Raw genomic sequence first — 20,846 nt, forward strand, 5'->3', positions numbered from 1 at the left:
GCCGGGCAGTGGGCGCGCCCCCGTAGGATGGACGTCATGGCCAAGACCAGTACGACGACCCAGGGGCTGCGGACGGCGATCGAGCGCAGCGGCTACTACCCGGCCCTCGTGGCCGAGGCGGTGGAGGCCGCCGTGGGCGGCGAGCCCATCCGGTCGTACCTGGTCCACCAGGAGACCACGTTCGACCAGAACGAGGTCCGCCGCCACGTCACCGTGCTCGTCCTCACCGGCACCCGCTTCATCGTCAGCCACACCGACGAGCAGGCCGCCGACGACACCTCGCCGACGCCCTACGCCACCACCTCCACGGAGTCCGTGAAGATCGGCCGCATCTCCTCCGTCGTGCTCAGCCGCGTCGTCGCCAACCCCGAGTCGTACAAGCCGGGCACCCCGCCCCGCGAGGTCGTGCTCACCATCGGCTGGGGCGCCGTCTCCCGCATCGACCTGGAGCCGGCCGCCTGCGGCGACCCCAACTGCGAGGCCGACCACGGCTACACCGGCAGCTCGACGGCCGACGACCTGAGCCTGCGCGTGAGCGAGGCGGGGGACGGACCGGAGACGGTGGCGCAGACGCTCGCCTTCGCGCAGTCCCTCTCCGAGGCGACCGCGGACACGACCCGATAATGGCACTGCCCGCCTGGGACCACCCCGAACCCCTCGCCCTCCGGTCGGCGCCCGTCCCCGAGTACGGCAGCGGCTCGCTCGCCGACCTGCTGCCCACCCTGGCCGCGGGCATGGGGGTACCCGGCACCACCGCCACGATCCCCGAGCTGACCCCCGCCGACCGCGCCTGCGTCTTCCTCGTCGACGGCCTCGGCTGGGAGCAGCTCAAGGCGCACCCCGACGAGGCCCCGTTCCTGACCTCCCTGCTCGGCACCTCGCGCGGCGGCACCGGCCGCCCGCTCACCGCCGGCTACCCGGCGACCACCGCCACCTCCCTGGCCTCCGTCGGCACCGGCCTGCCCCCCGGCGCCCACGGACTGCCCGGCTACACGGTGCGCAATCCGGACACCGGCGCGCTGATGAACCAGCTCCGCTGGCAGCCCTGGGCGCCGCCCGCCGCCTGGCAGCCCCACCCCACGGTCTTCCGGCTCGCCCACGAGGCCGGTGTGCACGCCGCCCAGGTCTCCGCCCCGAACTTCGAGAACACCCCGCTGACCAAGGTCGCGCTCAGCGGCGGCACCTTCCTCGGCCGGCTCTCCGGCGAGGAGCGCATGGACCTGGCCGCCGAACAGCTCGCCGCGGCCGACCGCGCCCTCGTCTACACCTACTACTCCGAGGTGGACGGCGCCGGCCACCGCTACGGCGTCGACTCCGACACCTGGCGCGGCCGGCTCATGCACGTCGACCGCCTGGTCCAGCGCCTGGCCGAGCAACTCCCGCCACGCACCGCGCTCTACGTCACCGCCGACCACGGCATGGTCGACATCCCGTTCGACGAGGAGCACCGCATCGACTTCGACGAGGACTGGGAGCTGCGCGCCGGGGTCGCGCTGCTCGGCGGCGAGGGCCGCGCCCGTCACGTCTACGCGGTGCCCGGCGCGGCGGAGGACGTCCTGGCCTGCTGGCGCGAGGTGCTCGGCGAGCAGTTCTGGGTCGCCTCCCGGGACGAGGCGATCGCGGCAGGCTGGTTCGGTCCCGAGGTCGAGGCCCGGGTCCGCCCGCGCCTCGGCGACGTCATCGCCGCCGCCCACGACGACGTCCTGCTCATCGCCTCCGAACGGGAACCGAAGGAGTCGGCGATGGCCGGCAACCACGGCTCGATGACCCCGGCCGAGCAGTGGGTCCCCCTGCTCGAAGTACGCTCCTGATCCCGCGCCGTCCCGGCCGCGCCCCTCACCGAAAGGTGCCCGTTCCCTCATGCCCGAGCTGGTGTTCTTCTCCGGAACGATGGACTGCGGGAAATCCACGCTGGCCCTCCAGATCGAGCACAACCGTTCGGCGCGCGGTCTGCAGGGCGTGATCTTCACCCGGGACGACCGCGCGGGCGAGGGCAAGCTGTCCTCCCGCCTCGGCCTGGTCACCGACGCGGTGGAGGTCGAGGACGGCTGGGACCTGTACGCCTACCTCGTCGACCACCTCTCCAAGGGCGGCCGCGCGGACTATGTCATCGCCGACGAGGCCCAGTTCCTCGACCCCGTGCAGATCGACCAGCTCGCCCGCGTGGTCGACGACCTCGGCATCGACGTCTACGCCTTCGGCATCACCACGGACTTCCGCTCCAAGCTCTTCCCCGGCTCCCAGCGGCTGGTCGAACTCGCCGACCGCGTCGAGGTCCTCCAGGTCGAGGCCCTGTGCTGGTGCGGCGCCCGCGCCACGCACAACGCGCGCACCGTCGGCGGCGTCATGGTCGTCGAGGGCGCCCAGGTGGTCGTCGGCGACGTCGCCCAGTCGCCCGACGAGATCGGCTACGAGGTCCTCTGCCGCCGCCACCACCGCCGCCGCATGACGGCCGCGACCTCCCGCGCGGGGGCGCTGTCACCGGACGTGCTGCCGGTGTCCTCGGACTGACGCCGGCTCCGGCCGAGGGGAAGCGCTCCGGTCGAGCAAGGCCCTCCCTCCTCCGGCCGAGGAGGAGCCCCCTCCCGCCTCAGCCCCCTAGTTGCCGCAGGAGGCCGGTGAGTTGGCGCACCCGGGGGTGGTCGGGACCGTGGGTGTCGCGGTATCCCTCGATCGCCTCGCGCAGCAGCGGCACCGCCTCGGCCGCCCGGCCCTGGTTGGCCTTGGCCGCCGCGAGGTCGACCTGGGCGCCGAGGGTGGAGGTGTGCCGGGGCCCGCACAGCCGGCGACGTGCCTCCACGACCTCGGTGAGCAGTTCCTCGGCGCGCGCGGTCTGCCCGAGTTTCGTCAGGACGGCGGCGTAGTTGTGCCGGGCGGTCCAGGTGGACGGATGGTCCTCGCCCTGCCGCCGGGCCCGGACCTCGATCAGCTCCCGGTACATGTCCAGGGCCTCGGCGTGCCGGCCGTGGTGGGTGAGGACGGCGGCGAGGTTGTGGAGCGCGCTCAGGGAGGTCTCGGACGCGGGATCGGGGTCCTCGGCCAGGATCGAGCGGTACTCGCGCTCCGCCTCCGCGAGCCGTTCGGGCGAGCCGCGCAGGGCGCCCGCCAGGGTGTTCCTGCTGCTCAGCGTGGAGGGATGGGCGGGGCCCAGGGTGCGGGTGCGGCGGGCCACGGTGTCCCGCATGAGCCCCTCCGCCTCGTCGTGACGGTCGAGGTGCAGCAGGACGAGCGCGAGGTTCGAGGCGATGCCGAGGGTCTGCTCGTCGTCCTGGCCGCGCAGTCGTTCCCAGCCCGACAGCGCCTCGCGCAGCCGCTGTTCGGCCCGGACGAAGCCGCCCTCGTCCTGGAGGAGCCGGGTGAGGTCGTTCAGCGCGAGAAGCCGCCGCTCGGGTTCGGCGCCGGCGGAGTCGACCAGCCAGGTCAGCAGGTCGACGGCATCGCCCCGCCGGTCGGGGAGGCGGCCCAGGGCGACCGCCCACACGTGCAGCGCGCGCAGTGTCTCGGGGTGTCCCTGCCCGAGCCGCTCCCGGCTGTTCAGGAATTCCAGCTCCGCCGCGTACTCCCGGGTCGGTGTCAGCTTGACCTCGACCAGGGGCACGTCGCCCTGCCGTTCGGTCACGGTGATGTCGGCGCTGCCGAAAGCACCGTCCACGTGTTCGCTCGCCCTCGCCGGCCCGGCCGCCGTGCCCGCGACGCCCGCCGTGTCCGTCGAGTCGATCGGGTCCGTCGTCTTCCTTCGCCAGAATGCCACCCACCCAGCTTCGCGCGTCCCCGCCCCGAAGCGGAGTCCTTTGCCGGTCATCGCCCGGAATGCAGGTACGCGGCCCAGAGGGTCGGGGTCCCGGGGAACCGCTCCCGGCAGCGCCGCACGGCGTGGTGCAGTGCCCTCGCCACGTCCTCGCCCGCCCTCAGCCCGCGGTGCAGATCCACCGAGACGAGCCGGGCCACACGGTCGTTGACCTGCCAGAGCGTGCCGACGACCTGGGGGTAGCCGGCGAGCTGGAAGGCCGAGACCAGATGCAGGCTCTCGTCCGGGATACGAGGGGCGCCCAGGGAGGTCTCGCAGGCCGAGAGCACGGCGAGCCGGACCCCGGACAGTTCCAGCCCGGACAGGTCGAGGAGGGACAACCGGCCGTCGTGCAGCAGGAGATGACCGGCCGAGGGATCGTCGGGGTCGCTCGCCGCATGGCAGGCGATGTGGACGGAGGCGTGCGAGGTGAGCGCGGCCCGGACCGCGTCGACCGTCGCCCGCGCACCGTCCAGCCGCGTGACCGGCCTCAGCGCCGCGATGTCCTGCGCCTCCCGGCCCACCCCGCGCAGTGTCCGCGCCCCGGCCGCGTCCCCGACGGTCACGACGAGGAGGTCACCGTCCGCCGGGCCGGCCGCGCTCCCCTGGTCGTGCCGGGTCCTGGCGTGGCGCAGCGCGCGCAGGGTCGGCGTGTAGGAGGACACGACCCGGTCCAGGACGGCCGGGCCCCGCGGGAAGCGGCCCGCCGCGTGCAGGGGGAGCAGGGCCGGCCTGCCCGCCGGCGACCACCACAGACGCGGCGGGTCCCCCTCCGGCGCGCCGGTGCGGCCGAGGGCGGCGAGGACCGGCTCGGCGATCGCCTCCCACAGCCAGCCGAGGACCTCCGTGACGACGGTCTGGGCCTCCGCCTCCCCCGGTCCCGGCCGGGTCGAGGCGGTGAGCGCGGCCCCGAAGTCCGCCGCCCGCTCCGCCACCGCCTCCGGGGTCACGCCGGGCAGGGCGACCGGGGTGACCCCCGAGGACCGCACGAGCAGCGCGTCGCCGCGGAAGCGGCTCACGTTGATCAGCACCACCGGACCGTCCTCCGCGCACGCGAGCAGGTCGGCGAGGCGGGGCGCGGCGAGGAAGTCGCCGAAGCCCGGCAGCGCCCGCGCCCGGTCCAGCAACTCCTGCAGCCGACGGTCCAGTCGGTGCCGGACGTCCGCCGCCGTGTTCGGCAGGTACCCGGCGGGGCCCAGCAGGTCGAAGGTCTCGCGCAGCCGGCCGGCGAGGTCCGGCGCCACGGTGCGCAGCCGGGACAGGTCGTCGCGGCCCTGCAGCACCTGCCCGCCCAGCAAGCCGCGACCCTGTTCGAGCAGCAGCACCGCGCCCTCCGGATCACCGGCGGCGAGCGCGGCGGCGGCCGCGTCGGAGGCGAGACCGTCGAGTTCGGCGAGCATCCGCTGCTGATCGGCCCGGGCCAGCCGCCGCGGCACCACGAGCGGCAGCAGGCCGACCGCGAGCGCGTACGTGTCCCGGGCGCGCCGCCACTTCCCCGCCCGCGCCTCGGTGAGTGCCCAGGCGCGGGCGGCCCTGACCCGCGTCAGCGGCGGCACCGCCTCGTTGCGCGCCGCCTCGCGGTAGGCGTGCCCGGCCGCCGCGAGCACACCGGGGTCCCCGCCGAGCGCGTACTGCGCGTCCAGCGCCTCGCCGTGGGCGATCTGCGCCTCGGCACGACGGGGCGAGTCGGGGGAGCAGGCCCGGACGGTACTGCCCAGTGCCACCACGGCCGCGCGCAGCGCCTCCGCGTCGCCGCCCGCCAGATACTCCGCGAAGCGCACCTGGCCGAGACCGGCCAGGGCGGTCACGTGGTCGTCCCCGCCGTACGGCGTCGTGCCGACGACCTCGCCGAACAGGGCGGCCGCCCGCTCCAGATCGGCGGGCCGGAGCGTGTGCCGGTACCGCACATGGTGCAACTGGCCCAGCAGCAGCGGGACCATGGCGCCCCCGCCTGCCCCGCCGCCCGCGTCGTACGCGGCCCGGCCCACCTCCAGCGCCCGGTCCAGCAACTCCACGTCGGCGGTCAGCTCGACCAGACTGTGCACGGCGGTCAGATGGTTCTCGCAGAAGTTGTGCCACGGGCCGGTGCCGGGCGGGACCGCCGCGAGGGCCTCCTCCAGCAGGGCCACGCTCTCCCGCAGGGCCACGACGTCTCCGGTGTGCCGGCCGCGGTCCCGCAGCGCGGCGGCGAGGTCGACCTTGTGCCAGGGCATACCCGCCGAGGTCTCCGGCACCTCCTCCACCACGGCCCGCAGGTACCGCACGGCTTCCTCGCGCAGGCTCTCCTCGCCCGTGTGTTCCGCGGAGGTCTGCAGCACATTGCCCAACTCGCCCAGGCGGAGCACGCGTTCGGGGGCGTCGGCGGGCGTCTGGCGCAGGCACTCCCGCAGCACCGCGGCCGCCCCGACGAGGTCCTCGTGCGCGTGGGTCACCTTGTACCGCACGTACAGGGCACTGCCCAGAACCTGCAGCGCGGCCGGTACCCGGGGCAGCCGGGACGCCGCCTCGACGGCCTTGTCCACGGGGCCGCGGTCGCGGGTCGTCTCGCCCAGCCGGAGAAGGGCGTCGGCGCGCATCAGTTCCGCCGCGAACCGGTTCTCCCCGTCCAGCAGCGGCAGGGCCTCCTCGAGCCCGTCGAGTGCCTCGCGCAGCGCCGCCGGGTCGCGGAAGTACGGGAAGTGGTCCAGCAGGAGGGCGCTCAGCGAGGCCACCAGCACCGGCCGAACGGGGTGGTCCGGCACGTACCCGAGGGCGGTGCGCAGCTGGGCGATGCCCGTCAGCAGGTCGGCGGGGTCGCCCGTGTGCCGGTGGCGCTCGCGCAGCAGCATCGCCAGCTCGTGCATCGCGTTCACCGAACCCCGCGCGGCCTCGCGCCGGTTCCGCGCGATCTCGTCGTCGAAGGGTGTCGGGGCCACCCCACGAGGCTATCCTCCGTACGGTGACGGCTGATCAACTCGGGGTGTTGTGCGGGCGCCTGACCCTCGACGGTGACGCGGTGCGCGTGACGCCGGAGATACGGGCACTCGCGGAGTCGATCGTCGAGCGGGTGCGCGCGGGCGTCCCGCCGGACGAACTCGCGGACGACTTCGACGACCTGGAGGACGCGCTGTTGCGGGCCGGCCACGCCGCGGGACTCGGCCCGGTCCGCTCGCCCTACGAGGGCTGGCCGGGCGCGGGCGACGGGCATCGGGAACTGGAGGTCCACACCTGCCCCGGCGGCACCTGCGCCCGCGTCGAGGTGCCGGGCGCGCGGCCGGTCCCCTGCCCGGTGCACCGGCGGCCGATGGCCCTGACCAGGCTCCGGCCGTGATCAAGTTCCTGGAGGCGCTCGGCGGGAAGCTGGCCGAACGCTGGCTGGCCCTGCTGTTGGGCCCCGGCGCGCTGCTGCTGTGCGTGGCCGCCGCCGGGACGACGCTCGGACAGCGGCACTGGTACCGCCTCGGCCCACTGACCGAACGCCTCGACCGGCTGTCGACGGAACCCGCGCTGCGCAACACGGGCACCCTCGTCCTCGCTCTGGCCGGGCTGCTGGCCGCCTCGGCGGGACTGGGGCTGGCGGCCGGCGCCCTCGGCGCGGCCCTGGAGCGGCTGTGGCTCGCCGACCGCCCGCGGCGCCTGGTCGAGCGGCGCAGACGGCGCTGGGACGAGGCCAGGAGGGACTACGAGGCGGCCCTGCTGGAGGCGGCCACGCGCACCTTCGCCGAGGAGGCGGCCGCCGCCCGGGAGCGGGCCCACGTCTGCAACGCCCGGCGCAACCGGATCGCCCTCGCCCGGCCGGCCCGGTCGTTCTGGCTGGGCGACCGGCTGGCCGCCGTGGACACCAGGATCTGGGAGACCTACCGGCTCGACCTCACCTCCGCGTGGCCCCGGCTCTGGCTCACGCTTCCCGAGGACGTCCGCACGGAGATCGGCGCGGCCCGCGCCCGCCTCGCCGCCGCGACCCGGCTGGCGGCCTGGTCCCTCGGCTATCTCGCGGTGGGCCTCGTGTGGTGGCCCTCGGCGCTCGCCGGCGTCGTCACGGCCGCCACCGCCTGGCGTCGCGCCCGGGTCGCCGGGGCGGCGTTCGCGGACCTCGCCGAGTCCGCCGTCGACCTGCACGGCAGGACGCTCGCGGACCGACTCGGCATCCCCTGCGAGGGCGTGCTCACCGAGGAGACGGGCGCGGCGATCACCGGACTGCTGAGGAAGCGGACCTGAGCATGGGGCCGCGGCTCTCGCGGCGGCCTGCCTCCGTCGGTGCTCCCGCCTTCGTCAGCGCGGCCGCCGCAGCAGCGCGAACAGCGCGCCCTCCGGGTCGGTGACCGTGGCCGTCCTGCCGTGCGGGCCCTCGTGGGGCGGTTCGAGGACCTGCCCGCCCAGGGCCGTCACCCGGGCCGCGGCCGCGTCGACGTCGGCCACCCGGAAGTACGTCACCCAGTGCGCGCCCCGGTCGCGGGGGAGGGCCTGGCCCATCCCGCGCACGGTGGCGACCGGGCGGCCGCGGCGGCGCAGGACGACCCGGTCGACGGGGTCGGCCGCATCGGCGGGCCCGGCCGTGCCCTCGACGTCCGCCGCCGGGTCCCGCGCCTCCGCCGTCTCCGCCTCCTCTCCGTCCTCGTAGCCGAAGACGTTGCGGTAGAACTTCGTCACCCCGGTGGACTCGTAGGTCAGCAGTTCGTTCCACACGGGTGTGCCGGGCCCCTCCGCCGGCTCCGCACCCCCGTGGACCGTCGGCTGCCAGATGCCGAAGACCGCCCCCATCGGGTCGACGGCGACGGCCATCCTGCCGTCCGCACCCGCGTCCAGGGGGCCGACGCCCACCGTGCCGCCGCAGTGGCGCACGGTCTCCGCCGTCGCGTCGGCGTCCTCGCAGGCGAAGTACGGCGTCCAGGCCACCGGGAGCTCCTGGTCGGGCGGCATGTGCCCGATGCCGGCCACCTCCCGGCCCGCCAGCAGGGCCCGCACATACGGGCCGAGCCGCCCGGAGCCGGGACGGAACTTCCAGCCGAACAGCTCCTGGTAGAAGTCCTGGGTCGCGGCCGTGCCGTGCGCCATCAGGCTCACCCAGCAGGGTGTGCCGGGTGCGGGACGGGCGGGCGCGGTGCCGTTCGGGCCGGCCGGCCGACGTGCCTCGGTCATGGTCACTCTCTTCTCGGCCCCTTGGCGGTGGCCGGTCCGCTTCGCCTGCGTGCGGCCTGTCGCGGTCGCGCCGGTGCACGCTTCGTGCCGATGGTCGCACCGCGGGTCGGGTCCGTTGCCGGGCCGCGCCGTCGTCGGTGCCTCACCGCGGGGGACCTCGGGGGTGCGATGTCCCGTCCGTTGCCGGGCGATGGCCGCGCGGTGACGTTCGGCTGTACAGATGGTGTCCGATCCCGTACGCGGGGTGATCGGAACCGTCCGGCCGGAAGGGTAGCCGGATCGCGGGGAAGTGGCCACCCCGTGCGGGAGGATGGGCGCCATGAATGCCATCATCTCCGCATCCGAGCTGGCCGGTCTCCTGGCGGACCCCGCGCCGGAGCGGCCGGCCGGCTCCGCCGCGCCCGTGCTGCTCGACGTCCGCTGGCAGCTGAGCACCGCCACGGCCTCCGGTCAGGCCCCCTTCGACGGCCGGGCCGCCCACGCGGCGGGCCATCTGCCGGGCGCCGTCTACGTGGACCTGGACGCGGACCTCGCCGGGCCGCCGGGACCGGCCGGGCGTCATCCGCTGCCCGACGTGGAGCACTTCGGCGCGGCCATGCGTGCCGCCGGTGTCCGTGAGGACCGCCCCGTGGTCGTCTACGACGGCGGCCAGGGCTGGGCGGCGGCGCGCGCCTGGTGGCTGCTGCGCTGGGCCGGGCATCCGGACGTGCGGGTGCTGGACGGCGGGATCGCCGCCTGGGACGGGCCGTCGGCCACCGGGGCCGAGGAGCCGGAGCCCGGCGACTTCCGGCCGCGTCCGGGCGCGCTCCCGCTGCTCGACGCGGACGGGGCGGCGGCGCTGGCCCGGACCGGGGTGCTGCTCGACGCGCGGGCGGGGGAGCGGTACCGGGGCGAGGTCGAGCCGATCGACCCGGTCGGCGGCCACATCCCGGGCGCGGTCTCGGCGCCGACGACGGAGAACGCGACCGCGGCCGGCACGCTGCTGCCCGCCGCCGAACTCGCCGACCGCTTCAAGGCGCTGGGTGTCACGGAGGGCACCGAGGTGGGCGTGTACTGCGGCTCCGGCGTCTCCGCCGCGCACCAGGTGCTGGCGCTCGCCGTAGCGGGCGTCCCGGCGGCGCTGTACGTGGGCTCCTGGTCGGAGTGGAGTGCCGACCCCGGCCGTCCGGTGGCGGTGGGTCCCGACCCGCAGTGACCGCGGAGCGCGTACACGAAAGCGGGGCCCGTACCGGATGAGGTACGGGCCCCGCCTCGCGCTTGACGTTCCGTCATCCGGGGCTTGCCGGTCGGTCAGCCGGAAATCGGTCCCCACACGAACGTGGCCACCACGGCGCCGGGTTGACCGGCTGTCGGTGACCACCGTGCCGAGGTGCCACGGGGACCGAGGGAGCAGATCGGACCCCGTGTCGGCTCCCGCTACTCCTGCTTCTTGCGGCGGGTGCCGAACACGATCTCGTCCCAGCTCGGCACGGCCGCCCGACGGCCCGGGCGGACGCCGTCCGCCTCGGCCTGCCGGTCGGTGGAGCCGATCAGCCGGTCGCGGTGGCTGGTCACCGAACGCGGCATCAGCACATCGGCGTAGGCCGAACCGGCCGAGGCCGCCGGCGCCGGCGGCTCCTCCGCGGCGGGTTCCTCCGTGGGCTCGTCCTCGGGCTCCGCGGGCGGCTCCGGGACCACCAGGTCGCCCCGGAAGCTCGGCACCGCCTCCAGCAGGCTGGTCAGCGAGTCGCGTTCGCCCGCGCCCTCCTCGGGCTCGGGCACCTGCGCGGGCAGTACGGGGCGCTCCGTCTGCCGGTCCAGGGCGCGGTCCAGCGGACGGTCGCGCGGCAGCCGGGCGATCCGGGGCACGAACGGGAAGCTCGGCTCGGGCGCGGCGAGGTCCTCGGACTCGCCGATCAGCGAGCGCGCCTCCTCGTCCACGGCCTGCACGAGGCGACGCGGCGGGTCGTACGTCCAGCTCGCCGAGTGCGGTTCGCCCGCGACCCGGTAGACGAGCAGAACCTCCCAAGTGCCGTCGTCCCGGCGCCAGGAGTCCCACTGGACGGTGTCCTTCTCGGCGCCGCGCAGCAGCAGTCGCTCCTGCACGGCCTCGCCGAGCAGGGGACCGGCGTTCTCGCCGGGGCGGCGGACGGGGGTCTTGCGGGCCCGCTCCGCCATGAAGGCGCGCTCGGCCAGCACCGGACCCTCGAACCGGCGGACGCGGTCCACGGGGATGCCGGCGAGCTGGGCGACCTCCTCCGCGGAGGCACCTGCTCTTATACGGGCCTGGATGTCACGGGGGCGGAGATGGCTCTCCACCTCGATCTCGATCTGGCCGAGGCGGGGACGGTCGCCGCGCACGGCGGCGCGGAGCCGTTCGTCAATCGGAAGCGTGTACTCCGTGCTGTCCGCAGCCTTCAGCACCAGCCGTGTGCCGTCATTGGAGACGGCCACGACACGCAGTTCGGGCATGGGGACCTCCCGGGTGGTGCCTGCCGACGTCACGTGCGTCGCTGCTTCCGCTAGTCGAGTGTGGCCTGCCCGGGTGCAGCCTGCCACAACCTTGCCGAGTTGCCCGGCGTGTCGGGCGCGAGCCCTGAAACGCCGTTATGGCACGGTTACCTGATCGCAACGCTGAGTGACGAGCTCAGTCACTCTGTGCAACGCACTCTCCCTCCCGGCGGTCCAGCACGGTCCCGGACACCCTGATGGGACCCGGGACCCAGGGCTCGCAACAGTACTCCATTCGGACCACCTTCGTGGATCACCACGCCGTCGGACTTCTCGGGAACAGTGCGCTCCCGAGGGTCCGGTGGGTAGGCCGTCCCGAGGTGCCGCGAGCCAGGTACCTATCTCCCCAACACACGCCGCAAGTAGTCGTTCTGGAAGCGGCCGTCCGGGTCCAGCCGGTCCCGGAGCGCCGTGAACTCGCCGAAGCGCGGATAGGACGCCGCGAAGTACTCGGCGTCGCGGGTGTGCATCTTGCCCCAGTGCGGGCGCCCCTCGTGCGCCGTGAAGATCCGCTCGGCGGCGGTGAAGTACGCCTGGTACGGCGTGCCGCGGAACATGTGCACGGCGACGTAGGCGCTGTCCCGGCCGGAGGCGGTGGACAGCGGGATGTCGTCGGCCGGGCAGGTGCGGACCTCCACCGGGAAGCTGACCCGCAGCGGCGAGCGGTCCACCATCGCCTTCAACTCCCGCAGCGTGTCGGGCAGGGCGGCGCGCGGGACGGCGTACTCCATCTCCATGAAGCGCACGCGGCGCGGGGAGGTGAAGACCCGGTAGGGGAGGTCGGTGTACGTCCGCGTGGGCATGCCCCGGCTGGCGACCCTCGCGATCGTGGGGATGGTCGCGGGCACCGCGCGGCCCAGGTGGTTGACGGCGCGGAAGAGGCCGTTGGAGAGGAACTCGTCCTCGTACCAGGTCCTCGCCCAGTGCACCGGCCGGCGCGGGCCGGCGCTGCGGTTGTTGCGCTTGGTGTTGGTGTTGCCGGTGTGCGGGAACCAGTAGAACTCGAAGTGCTCGTTCTCGGCCCACAGTTGGTCGAACTCGGCCAGTACCCGGTCCAGGCGCATCCCTTCCTCGCGCGCGGAGAGCAGGAAGACCGGCTCCACGGCGAAGGTGACCGCGGTGACGACACCGAGGGCGCCGAGCCCGATGCGGGCGGCGGCGAACACGTCCGGGTTCTCCGTGGGTGAGCACGTCAGCACCGAGCCGTCGGCCGTCACCATTTCGAGTGCCCGGATCTGGGCGGCCAGTGAGCCCGACTCGCGGCCGGTGCCGTGGGTGCCGGTGCCGGTCGCCCCGGAGACCGTCTGCTCCATGATGTCGCCCATGTTGGTGAGCGAGAGGCCCTCGCGCGCGAGGGCCTCGTTCAGCCGCTTGAGCGGGGTGCCGGCCTCGACGGTGACCGTGCCGGCCGCGCGGTCGACGCTCCGGATGCCGGTCAGCAGATCGGGGCGGATCAGGAGGCCGTCGGTGGCGGCGATCGAGGTGAAGGAGTGACCGGTGCCCACCGCCTTGACGCGCAGCCCGTCCTCGGCCGCGCGGCGCACGGCGGAGGAGACCTCCTCCACCGACGCGGGGGCGACCTGGCGGGCGGGCCGGGCGGTGATGTTGCCCGACCAGTTACGCCACGGGGCGGTTCTCCCCGTCCCGGTCCTCCCCGTACCCGGCCGCCTCGGGCCGGACCTCCCCGAGGCCGGTCCGCCGCTCCCCGTGCCGCTGTTCCCGCTCGCTGTGGTGCTCATGAAGCCCCTCCCGCCGCGTGACCGGCCTCGACAGCCGGCGGTACCCGAGGAGACCGACCGCCACCGCGACGGCCCCGGAGACCACCGGGACCCCGTACCCGGCCCTGGCCCCGGAAGCGTCGATCACCCACCCGGACACCGAGGAGCCGAGCGCGACGCCGACCGCGAGCCCGGTGCTCACCCAGGTCATGCCCTCGGTCAGTTTCGCGCGGGGTACGTGCTGCTCGATGAGGCCCATCGTCGTGATCATCGTCGGAGCGACGGACAGGCCCGCAAGGAACAGCGCCACGGCCAGAGACGGCAGGTTTCCGACCAGTAGGAACGGGATCATACTCACGGCCATGGCGCAGATGCCCAGGAACCAGCGGCGTTCCGGCGCCCCCGCGAAACGGACCAGCCCGAACAGGAGTCCGGCCAGGCAGGAACCGGTGGCGTACAGGGCGAGCACCAGGCTGGCGGCCCCCTTGTGGCCCTGCTCGTCGGCGAAGGCGACGGTCACCACGTCGACCGCGCCGAAGATCGCGCCGGTCGCCGCGAAGGTGCCGACGAGCACCTGCAGGCCCGGCGCGCGCAGGGCGGAGCCGCCGCCCCGGCCCGCGCGCGGATGCGGCGGGGGCTCGGTGGCCCGCTGCGAGGTCAGCCAGAGGACGCCCGCCGCGAGGAAGCAGGCGGCCAGCAGCGGACCCGCCTCCGGGAACCACCGGGTGGACAGCCCGATGGAGAGGATGGGGCCGAAGATGAAGCACAGCTCGTCGACGACCGACTCGAAGGAGTAGGCGGTGTGGAGCCGCGGGGTGTCGCGGTAGATCGCCGCCCAGCGCGCCCGGATCATCGCGCCCAGGCTCGGTACGGCGCCGATCCCCGCCGCGCACACGAAGAGCACCCAGTCGGGCCACCCGTGGTGCGCGGCGGGCAGCAGCACGGCCGCGGCGGCCAGCGCCACGAGGGTCGCGGGGCGCAGTACCCGGCGTTGCCCGTACTGGTCCACGAGGCGCGAGATCTGCGGCCCGAGCAGCGCGGCGGACAGCGCGAGGGTCGCCGACAGCGCGCCGGCGAGCCCGTAGCGGCCGGTGAGCTGGGAGATCATCGTCACGATGCCGATGCCCATCATCGACAGTGGCATCCGCCCGACCAGCCCGGCGGCGGAGAACGCGGCGGAGCCGGGGGCGGCGAACAGGGCGCGGTAGGGGCTGGGCACGGGGGGCTCTCCGGAGAAACGCGCGGTAAGGCGTGAAGCGAGGGACACGCCTTACGACTTAGGGGAGCCTTACTGTACGCGGGTCCTCGTCGCGCGGTACCCCGTGGGAGGATCGAAGACATGCCCGACGTACTCGATCCCGCCCCTTACGACGCCCTTCTGCTCCTCTCGTTCGGCGGCCCCGAGGGCCCGGACGACGTCGTTCCGTTCCTGGAGAACGTGACCCGCGGCCGCGGCATCCCCAAGGAGCGTCTGAAGGAGGTGGGGCAGCACTACTTCCTCTTCGGCGGCGTGAGCCCCATCAACGCCCAGAACCGCGCGCTGCTCGACGCCCTGCGCGAGGACTTCGCCGCGCACGGCCTCGACCTCCCCGTCTACTGGGGCAACCGCAACTGGGCGCCCTACCTGACGGACACCCTGCGCGAGATGGTCGCCGACGGCCGCCGCCGCATCCTGGTCCTGGCCACCAGCGCCTACGCCTCCTACTCCGGCTGCCGCCAGTACCGCGAGAACCTCGCCGAGGCGCTGGCCACCCTGGAGGCGGAAGGACGGGAGCTGCCGAGGATCGACAAGCTGCGGCACTACTTCAACCACCCCGGCTTCGTCGAGCCCATGATCGAGGGCGTACTGGAGTCGCTCGCCGACCTCCCCGAGGACGTGCGCGAGGGCGCCCACCTCGCGTTCAGCACTCACTCCATCCCCGAGACGGCCGCCGACACCTCGGGCCCCGCCGGGCAGCACGGGGACGGCGGGGCCTACGTGCGCCAGCACCTCGACGTGGCCCGGCTGATCGCCGAGGCCGTCCGGGAGCGGACCGGCGTCGACCATCCGTGGCGGCTGGTCTACCAGTCGCGCTCCGGCGCCCCGCACATCCCGTGGCTGGAGCCCGACATCTGCGACCACCTGGAGGAACTGCACGGCCGGGGCGTCCCGGCCGTCGTGATGGCTCCCATCGGGTTCGTCTCGGACCACATGGAGGTCCTCTACGACCTCGACACCGAGGCGAAGGCCAAGGCGGAGGAACTGGGCCTGCCGGTGCGCCGCTCCGCCACCGTCGGCGCCGACCCGCGCTTCGCCGCCGCCGTGCGGGACCTGGTGACCGAGCGTGCCGCCGCCGAGCGCGGGAAGAAGGTCGCCCCCTGCGCCCTCGGCGCGCTCGGCGCGAGCCACGACGTCTGCCCGGTCGGCTGTTGCCCCGCCCGTGCCCCCAAGCCCGCCGCCGCGGGCGCCGACAGCCCCTACGCGTGAGGAGCGGCGTGAACCAGCCGGACCACAACCCCCTGACCGAGCGGCCGGAACGGACCGCACTGAAGGGCGAACTGCTGCGGATCGCCCTCGACGCCGCCGACCGCGCCGGAACCTTCCTGCGCGACGGCCGGCCCGAGGACCTCGCGGTGGCCGCGACCAAGTCCAGCGCCGTCGACGTCGTCACCGAGATGGACATCGCCTCCGAGAAGCTGATCACCGGCCTGCTCGCCGAGGCGCGGCCCGAGGACGGGGTCCTCGGCGAGGAGGGCGCCAGCGTCGAGGGCACCAGTGGCGTCCAGTGGGTCATCGACCCTCTCGACGGCACCGTCAACTACCTGTACGGACTGCCGAGCTGGGCGGTGTCCATCGCCGCCCGGGTGGACGGGGAGACCGTCGTGGGCGTCGTGTACGCGCCGATGCGCGGCGAGACCTACCGCGCGGTTCTGGGGGAGGGCGCCCACGTCAACGAGCGCCCCACCCGGGTGCGGCCCGCCCCGGAGTTCGCCCAGGCCCTCGTCGGCACCGGCTTCGGCTACCTCGCCGAGCGCCGGGCCCGGCAGGCCGAGGTCATCCGTCACCTGGTGCCCGAGGTGCGTGACATCCGGCGCGGCGGCTCGGCCGCGATCGACCTGTGCGACGTGGCGCTGGGCCGGCTCGACGCCTACTACGAGCGCGGACTGCACCCCTGGGACTACGCGGCCGGCGACCTCGTTGCCCGGGAGGCGGGCGCGCTGACCGGCGGCCGCCCCGGAGAGCCCGTGTCGCCCGAGCTGACGCTCGCGGCACCCCCCGGCCTCTTCGAGCCGCTCCAGGCCCGCCTGGAGGCCCTGGGCGCCTGGCACGACTGACCCGGCCGCCGGCGGGCAGGGGAGAAGAGCGCGGAGAACACGCGGCGGGGCCCCGGTCGGATCGATCGACCGGGGCCCCGTTGCGCATGACGTGCGCGGGGTACGGCGGGAGCAGGGCTCGAAATGCCGTACGCGGATGGTTCAGACGTGGGTCACGCCTACCTCGACGCCGTGCTCGGCGGCCAGACGACGGAGGTCGTCGAGCTCCGACTCCTCGACCTCCACGAGGAAGTCGTCGCCGGTCTCGCGTGCCCGCGTCAGGTCGGACTCGGTCGTCCTTATGCGCTGCAGAAGTCCTGCGGTGAATGCGTCCATGCTGCGCCCCCTCGTCCTGGGTCGTGGGTCGGTGGCACCGGGGGGTGCCCTTCGGAAGGGACGATCACGGCTCCGGCGGATGCCCGGCGCACTCCCGCCGGGCGGCGACGGTGCCGGACACCCACGTCCGCTCTGCGCAAAAGCGGCCGCCGGCCCGCCACACGGGAGTGGCGTGCCCAAGCAGAGCGTGATCGCGGGGTGTAAAGCCGTCCTCCCCATGCCGCATCGCGGGGAAACCTCGGCGGAGAAGATTTTCCGCGCACCCCCGGCCTCACCGGACGTCCTCCACGCGCACGGGCCCCTTCCGGGCCGTCCGTCCGGCCGTCTTACAGCCGACTTATGGCCGAAAAGGGCAGGATGGAGCTCTCATCCACGAACGGACCCCTGCCCGCGTGCCCCCGCTGTGGGCCGCGTGGACAGGAACGAGGGAAGGACGAACGACGTGCGCGTACTCGTCGTCGAGGACGAGCAACTGCTCGCCGATGCGGTGGCCACCGGACTGCGCCGGGAGGCCATGGCCGTCGACGTCGTGTACGACGGCGCGGCCGCCCTGGAGCGCATCGGCGTCAACGACTACGACGTGGTCGTCCTCGACCGGGACCTCCCCCTCGTGCACGGCGACGACGTGTGCCGCCGGATCGTCGAGCTCGGCATGCCCACCCGGGTGCTGATGCTCACGGCCTCCGGCGACGTCAGCGACCGCGTCGAGGGCCTGGAGATCGGCGCCGACGACTACCTGCCCAAGCCCTTCGCGTTCAGCGAGCTCATCGCCCGCGTGCGCGCGCTGGGCCGGCGCACCAGCGTGCCGCTGCCGCCCGTCCTGGAGCGCGCCGGGATCAAGCTCGACCCCAACCGCCGCGAGGTCTTCCGGGACGGCCGGGAGGTGCAGCTCGCCCCCAAGGAGTTCGCCGTGCTCGAGGTCCTCATGCGCAGCGAGGGGGCCGTCGTCTCCGCCGAGCAGCTCCTGGAGAAGGCCTGGGACGAGAACACCGACCCCTTCACCAACGTGGTCCGGGTGACCGTCATGACCCTGCGCCGCAAGCTCGGCGAGCCCCCGGTGATCGTCACCGTGCCCGGCTCCGGCTACCGGATCTGAGCGCGTGGCCGCCACGCCGGCGCCCCCCGCGGCGCCCCCGAAGCCCACCTGGGACCCCAACCGGCCGGAACCCCCCTTCCCCTGGCTGCGCCCGACCATTCGCATACGGCTCACGCTGCTCTACGGCGGCATGTTCCTGATCGCCGGCATCCTGCTGCTGTCGATCATCTATCTGCTCGCCGCCCAGGCGCTGCGCACCGGCAGTGAACCGTTGTTCAAGATCGTCGAGTTCAACGACCTCAAGGTCACGAGCAACGACTGCCCCGGCGTCAACAACAAGCTGTCGCTGACCGAGTTCAACGACGCGATCAGCGCGTGCACCGACCACCAGCGCCAGGTGGCCCTCGACCACCTGCTCAGCCGCTCGCTGCTCGCGCTGCTCGGCCTCGCCGTGATCGCGTTCGCCTTCGGCTACGCCATGGCGGGCCGGGTGCTCTCGCCGCTCGGCCGGATCACCCGCACCGCCCGCGCGGTGGCCGGCTCGGACCTGTCCCGGCGCATCGAACTGGACGGCCCGGACGACGAGCTCAAGGAGCTCGCCGACACCTTCGACGACATGCTGGAACGGCTCCAGCGGGCCTTCACCGCCCAGCAGCGGTTCGTCGGCAACGCCTCGCACGAGCTGCGCACGCCGCTGGCGATCAACCGCACGCTCCTGGAGGTGCACCTCTCGGACCCGGGTGCGCCGGTGGAGCTCCAGCAGCTCGGCAAGACCCTGCTGGCCACCAACGAGCGCAGCGAGCAGCTCGTGGAGGGCCTGCTGCTGCTCGCCCGCAGCGACAACCAGATCGTCGAGCGCAAGCCCGTCGACCTCGCGGAGGTCGCCGCCCAGGCGATCGACCAGGTGCACGCCGAGGCCGAGGCCAAGGGCGTGGAGATCCGCAGCACCCGCGCCCCGGCGGTGGTCCAGGGCAACGGCGTCCTGCTGGAGCGGATCGCCCTGAACCTGGTCCAGAACGCCGCGCGCTACAACGTGCCGGAGGGCGGCTGGGTGGAGGTCACCACCGAGGTGCAGCACGGGCAGGCGGTGCTCGTGGTGTCCAACACCGGGCCGGTCGTGCCGGCCTACGAGATCGACAACCTCTTCGAGCCCTTCAGAAGGCTCCGCACCGAACGCACGGGCAGCGACAAGGGGGTGGGGCTCGGGCTGTCGATCGTGAGGTCGGTGGCCCGGGCGCACGGCGGACACATCTCCGCCCGGCCGCGGGAAGGGGGCGGTCTCGTGATGCGCGTCACCCTGCCGATCTGAGATCATGTCGCCGCCCGCACGGCCGGTACGGAAATTGTTTCGCTTTGGGCGTAATTTCCGAACCGGTCATCCGGCCGTCATATGTGTGATCGATCACAGGAGGGCTTTTCCGGCCGTCTACGCTGCGTGATCATTTGGGCGTCGACAAAGCCGGAAAATACGGGTTTTCCGGCACCGGTATCACGGGAAGTACACGGTGAGACGCCTTTGGAGGGCACCGTGTGGACCGTGTACGGTCCGGTTCGCCATCCAACCCGATCACTCTCGAGGACTCCGGTTGGGTGTCGATTGAGTAACAGACCTTGATGTGAGGCAAAATCTCCGCCTCGAGGCGGGCACAAGTCCGGCCTCTCACGCGTTACGTGCGCTGGAGACACCCGCAGACACCCAGAGGGGGAGAGCGAAATGGCAACCGACTACGACACCCCACGCAAGACCGACGACGATGTCGATTCCGACAGCCTGGAGGAACTCAAGGCCCGGCGGAACGACAAGTCGACCTCCGCGGTCGACGTCGACGAGTTCGAGGCCGCCGAAGGCCTGGAACTGCCCGGAGCGGACCTCTCCAATGAGGAGCTGGCCGTCCGGGTGCTGCCCAAGCAGCAGGACGAGTTCACCTGCATGAGCTGCTTCCTGGTGCACCACCGCAGTCAGCTGGCCCGGGAGAAGAACGGCCAGCCGATCTGCCGCGACTGCGACTGAGGCGGGGTCGGCCGTGACCGGCTCGACCCCTCCCTGGAAGCGCCGCTTCCGCAGGAAGGCGGAGGCGGACCCGGGGCCGCAAGACGGCCCTCACGGCGTGCGTGACGACGAGCGGGGCCCCTCGGGCCCCGGAGTGCCGGAACACCCGGGAAACCCCGGGGAGAAGGGCACTCCGGGGGACAGGGGGGCCTCGCTCGCGTCGGACGGCACGCCCTCGCGCCCTCCGGCGCCCTGGGACTCCTCCGCGCCCACGGACCACTCCGCATCCGCCGACTCCCCGACGCCCACGGATTCTCCGGCGCACACGGCCCCTCCGGCGTCCCCGGACGAGGCGCTCCCCGCCCCCGCGGCGGGCGGACCGCCCGCGCCCGTCGAGCCCTCGCGCGTGAAACGGCGCCGGGCCGAGGCGGCGCGGCTCGTGCGCACCGGCGTCCGGGCCGGTGTCCGCATGGGCGACCACGGAATCCGGCTGGGACTGACCCACCTGGCCGACCGCATCATCGACATCGCCCCGCGCGTGCCCGTGCGCGACCTCACGACCCTGCGCCGGCAGTTCCCGGGGCTGGGACCCGAGGAGATCGCGGACCGGCTGGTGACCGGCGCGGCGGCCGCGACCGCCACGGTCGGCGCCGGCGTGGGCGCCGCCGCCATGATGCCGGTGCCCCCGGCCATGCCCACCGAACTGGCCGCGGAGATCACCGGCGTCGCCGCCGTCGAACTGAAGCTGATCGCCGAGGTGTACGGCGTCCGGCCGCCCGGGACGGTCGCGCAGCGCAGCGTGGTCTATCTGCGGACGTGGTCCGGTGAGCGGGGCATCGACGTGACGAAGCCGGCGACGCTGAACACGGCGCTCGCGGGACCGATGAAGCGGGAACTGCGGCAGCAGATCACCAAGAGGCTGGTGCGGGACCTGCCCAACCTGATCCCGTTCCTGATCGGGGCGGCGGTGGGGGCGGCCCTGAACCGCCGCGAGACCAGACGGCTCGCGAAGCGGGTCCGCGCCGATCTGCGACGGGTGCGGACCGACTGGCCCGCCGTCGAGGCGTGAGCACCCCG

At 73.9% G+C, this 20,846-nt stretch carries 19 protein-coding genes; 12 read left to right on the forward strand and 7 right to left on the reverse strand.

Annotated elements, in window-relative coordinates; genetic code table 11:
* Window positions 1-36: 36 nt before the first annotated feature.
* From OHB09_RS25105 to OHB09_RS25115, 3 genes are read left to right on the forward strand one after another with little or no spacing between them, the layout of a single operon-like run.
* On the forward strand, window positions 37-624 hold the full coding sequence (locus OHB09_RS25105) for a DUF5998 family protein (RefSeq protein WP_006142638.1): 588 nt from the start codon (window positions 37-39) through the stop codon (window positions 622-624).
* Window positions 624-1,811 (forward strand): alkaline phosphatase family protein, encoded by a 1,188-nt coding sequence (locus OHB09_RS25110; protein ID WP_191889747.1) that lies wholly within the window; start codon window positions 624-626, stop codon window positions 1,809-1,811. The genes OHB09_RS25105 and OHB09_RS25110 overlap by 1 nt, the downstream gene beginning before the upstream one ends.
* 49 nt (window positions 1,812-1,860) lie before the next feature.
* The gene (locus OHB09_RS25115; protein ID WP_328922561.1) at window positions 1,861-2,511 is read left to right on the forward strand and encodes a thymidine kinase; all 651 of its coding nucleotides are present in this window, start codon (window positions 1,861-1,863) and stop codon (window positions 2,509-2,511) included.
* 79 nt (window positions 2,512-2,590) lie between these two features.
* On the opposite strand, the gene OHB09_RS25120 is transcribed toward OHB09_RS25115, so the two are convergent.
* The gene (locus OHB09_RS25120; RefSeq protein ID WP_328922562.1) at window positions 2,591-3,751 is read right to left on the reverse strand and encodes a tetratricopeptide repeat protein; all 1,161 of its coding nucleotides are present in this window, start codon (window positions 3,749-3,751) and stop codon (window positions 2,591-2,593) included.
* 47 nt (window positions 3,752-3,798) lie between these two features.
* Complete coding sequence (locus tag OHB09_RS25125; RefSeq protein WP_328922563.1) at window positions 3,799-6,702, reverse strand: CHAT domain-containing protein; 2,904 nt, start codon at window positions 6,700-6,702, stop codon at window positions 3,799-3,801.
* Window positions 6,703-6,725: 23 nt separating this feature from the next.
* Between OHB09_RS25125 and OHB09_RS25130 the strand changes: the two genes are divergently transcribed.
* Together OHB09_RS25130 and OHB09_RS25135 are read left to right on the forward strand one after the other, a co-directional pair.
* Complete coding sequence (locus OHB09_RS25130) at window positions 6,726-7,097, forward strand: hypothetical protein (protein WP_139062990.1); 372 nt, start codon at window positions 6,726-6,728, stop codon at window positions 7,095-7,097.
* Window positions 7,094-7,984, forward strand: coding sequence for a hypothetical protein (locus OHB09_RS25135; RefSeq protein WP_006142644.1), 891 nt, complete (start codon window positions 7,094-7,096; stop codon window positions 7,982-7,984). Before OHB09_RS25130 ends, OHB09_RS25135 begins: the two co-directional genes overlap by 4 nt.
* Before the next feature lie 54 nt (window positions 7,985-8,038).
* On the opposite strand, the gene OHB09_RS25140 is transcribed toward OHB09_RS25135, so the two are convergent.
* The gene (locus tag OHB09_RS25140; protein ID WP_328922564.1) at window positions 8,039-8,905 is read right to left on the reverse strand and encodes a VOC family protein; all 867 of its coding nucleotides are present in this window, start codon (window positions 8,903-8,905) and stop codon (window positions 8,039-8,041) included.
* 319 nt (window positions 8,906-9,224) lie between these two features.
* On the opposite strand from OHB09_RS25140, the gene OHB09_RS25145 reads away from it, so the two are divergent.
* A complete protein-coding gene (locus OHB09_RS25145; protein ID WP_191889742.1) occupies window positions 9,225-10,100 on the forward strand; it encodes a sulfurtransferase in 876 nt (291 codons plus the stop codon).
* A 221-nt stretch (window positions 10,101-10,321) separates the two neighbouring features.
* Here OHB09_RS25145 and sepH read toward each other — a convergent pair whose 3' ends face one another.
* From sepH to OHB09_RS25160, 3 genes are all read right to left on the reverse strand, one after another.
* Window positions 10,322-11,356: a septation protein SepH gene (sepH, locus tag OHB09_RS25150; RefSeq protein WP_006142647.1), complete on the reverse strand. Its 1,035-nt coding sequence runs from the start codon at window positions 11,354-11,356 to the stop codon at window positions 10,322-10,324.
* 377 nt (window positions 11,357-11,733) lie between these two features.
* Window positions 11,734-12,999, reverse strand: coding sequence for a D-arabinono-1,4-lactone oxidase (locus tag OHB09_RS25155; RefSeq protein WP_050811307.1), 1,266 nt, complete (start codon window positions 12,997-12,999; stop codon window positions 11,734-11,736).
* A 13-nt stretch (window positions 13,000-13,012) separates the two neighbouring features.
* Entirely contained in the window at window positions 13,013-14,332 is a 1,320-nt protein-coding gene (locus OHB09_RS25160; protein WP_093594139.1) for an MFS transporter, read from the reverse strand.
* A 120-nt stretch (window positions 14,333-14,452) separates the two neighbouring features.
* On the opposite strand from OHB09_RS25160, the gene OHB09_RS25165 reads away from it, so the two are divergent.
* A complete protein-coding gene (locus OHB09_RS25165; RefSeq protein WP_328728281.1) occupies window positions 14,453-15,580 on the forward strand; it encodes a ferrochelatase in 1,128 nt (375 codons plus the stop codon).
* Between the two features lie 32 nt (window positions 15,581-15,612).
* On the forward strand, window positions 15,613-16,428 hold the full coding sequence (locus tag OHB09_RS25170; protein ID WP_040896548.1) for an inositol monophosphatase family protein: 816 nt from the start codon (window positions 15,613-15,615) through the stop codon (window positions 16,426-16,428).
* Window positions 16,429-16,569: 141 nt separating this feature from the next.
* Here OHB09_RS25170 and OHB09_RS25175 read toward each other — a convergent pair whose 3' ends face one another.
* Window positions 16,570-16,743 (reverse strand): hypothetical protein, encoded by a 174-nt coding sequence (locus tag OHB09_RS25175; RefSeq protein ID WP_006142652.1) that lies wholly within the window; start codon window positions 16,741-16,743, stop codon window positions 16,570-16,572.
* A 442-nt stretch (window positions 16,744-17,185) separates the two neighbouring features.
* Between OHB09_RS25175 and OHB09_RS25180 the strand changes: the two genes are divergently transcribed.
* From OHB09_RS25180 to OHB09_RS33345, 4 genes are all read left to right on the forward strand, one after another.
* On the forward strand, window positions 17,186-17,839 hold the full coding sequence (locus OHB09_RS25180) for a response regulator transcription factor (protein ID WP_004982445.1): 654 nt from the start codon (window positions 17,186-17,188) through the stop codon (window positions 17,837-17,839).
* Window positions 17,840-17,843: 4 nt separating this feature from the next.
* Window positions 17,844-19,088 carry a sensor histidine kinase gene (locus tag OHB09_RS25185; RefSeq protein WP_093594145.1) on the forward strand — a complete coding sequence of 415 codons (1,245 nt, stop codon included), beginning with the start codon at window positions 17,844-17,846 and terminating at the stop codon, window positions 19,086-19,088.
* 405 nt (window positions 19,089-19,493) lie between these two features.
* A complete protein-coding gene (locus OHB09_RS25190) occupies window positions 19,494-19,790 on the forward strand; it encodes a DUF4193 domain-containing protein (RefSeq protein WP_005481602.1) in 297 nt (98 codons plus the stop codon).
* Between the two features lie 13 nt (window positions 19,791-19,803).
* Window positions 19,804-20,838 carry a hypothetical protein gene (locus tag OHB09_RS33345; protein ID WP_407077350.1) on the forward strand — a complete coding sequence of 345 codons (1,035 nt, stop codon included), beginning with the start codon at window positions 19,804-19,806 and terminating at the stop codon, window positions 20,836-20,838.
* The last annotated feature ends 8 nt before the right edge of the window (window positions 20,839-20,846 follow it).

This window comes from Streptomyces griseoaurantiacus, from assembly GCF_036189845.1.
Lineage (GTDB): Bacteria > Actinomycetota > Actinomycetes > Streptomycetales > Streptomycetaceae > Streptomyces > Streptomyces griseoaurantiacus.

Coding starts and splice junctions, on each gene's coding strand:
- OHB09_RS25105 (WP_006142638.1), top strand. CDS start 37: ATGGCCAAGACCAGTACGACGACCCAGGGGCTGCGGACGGCGATCGAG.
- OHB09_RS25110 (WP_191889747.1), top strand. CDS start 624: ATGGCACTGCCCGCCTGGGACCACCCCGAACCCCTCGCCCTCCGGTCG.
- OHB09_RS25115 (WP_328922561.1), top strand. CDS start 1,861: ATGCCCGAGCTGGTGTTCTTCTCCGGAACGATGGACTGCGGGAAATCC.
- OHB09_RS25140 (WP_328922564.1), bottom strand. CDS start 8,905: ATGACCGAGGCACGTCGGCCGGCCGGCCCGAACGGCACCGCGCCCGCC.
- OHB09_RS25145 (WP_191889742.1), top strand. CDS start 9,225: ATGAATGCCATCATCTCCGCATCCGAGCTGGCCGGTCTCCTGGCGGAC.
- sepH (WP_006142647.1), bottom strand. CDS start 11,356: ATGCCCGAACTGCGTGTCGTGGCCGTCTCCAATGACGGCACACGGCTG.
- OHB09_RS25165 (WP_328728281.1), top strand. CDS start 14,453: ATGCCCGACGTACTCGATCCCGCCCCTTACGACGCCCTTCTGCTCCTC.
- OHB09_RS25175 (WP_006142652.1), bottom strand. CDS start 16,743: ATGGACGCATTCACCGCAGGACTTCTGCAGCGCATAAGGACGACCGAG.
- OHB09_RS25190 (WP_005481602.1), top strand. CDS start 19,494: ATGGCAACCGACTACGACACCCCACGCAAGACCGACGACGATGTCGAT.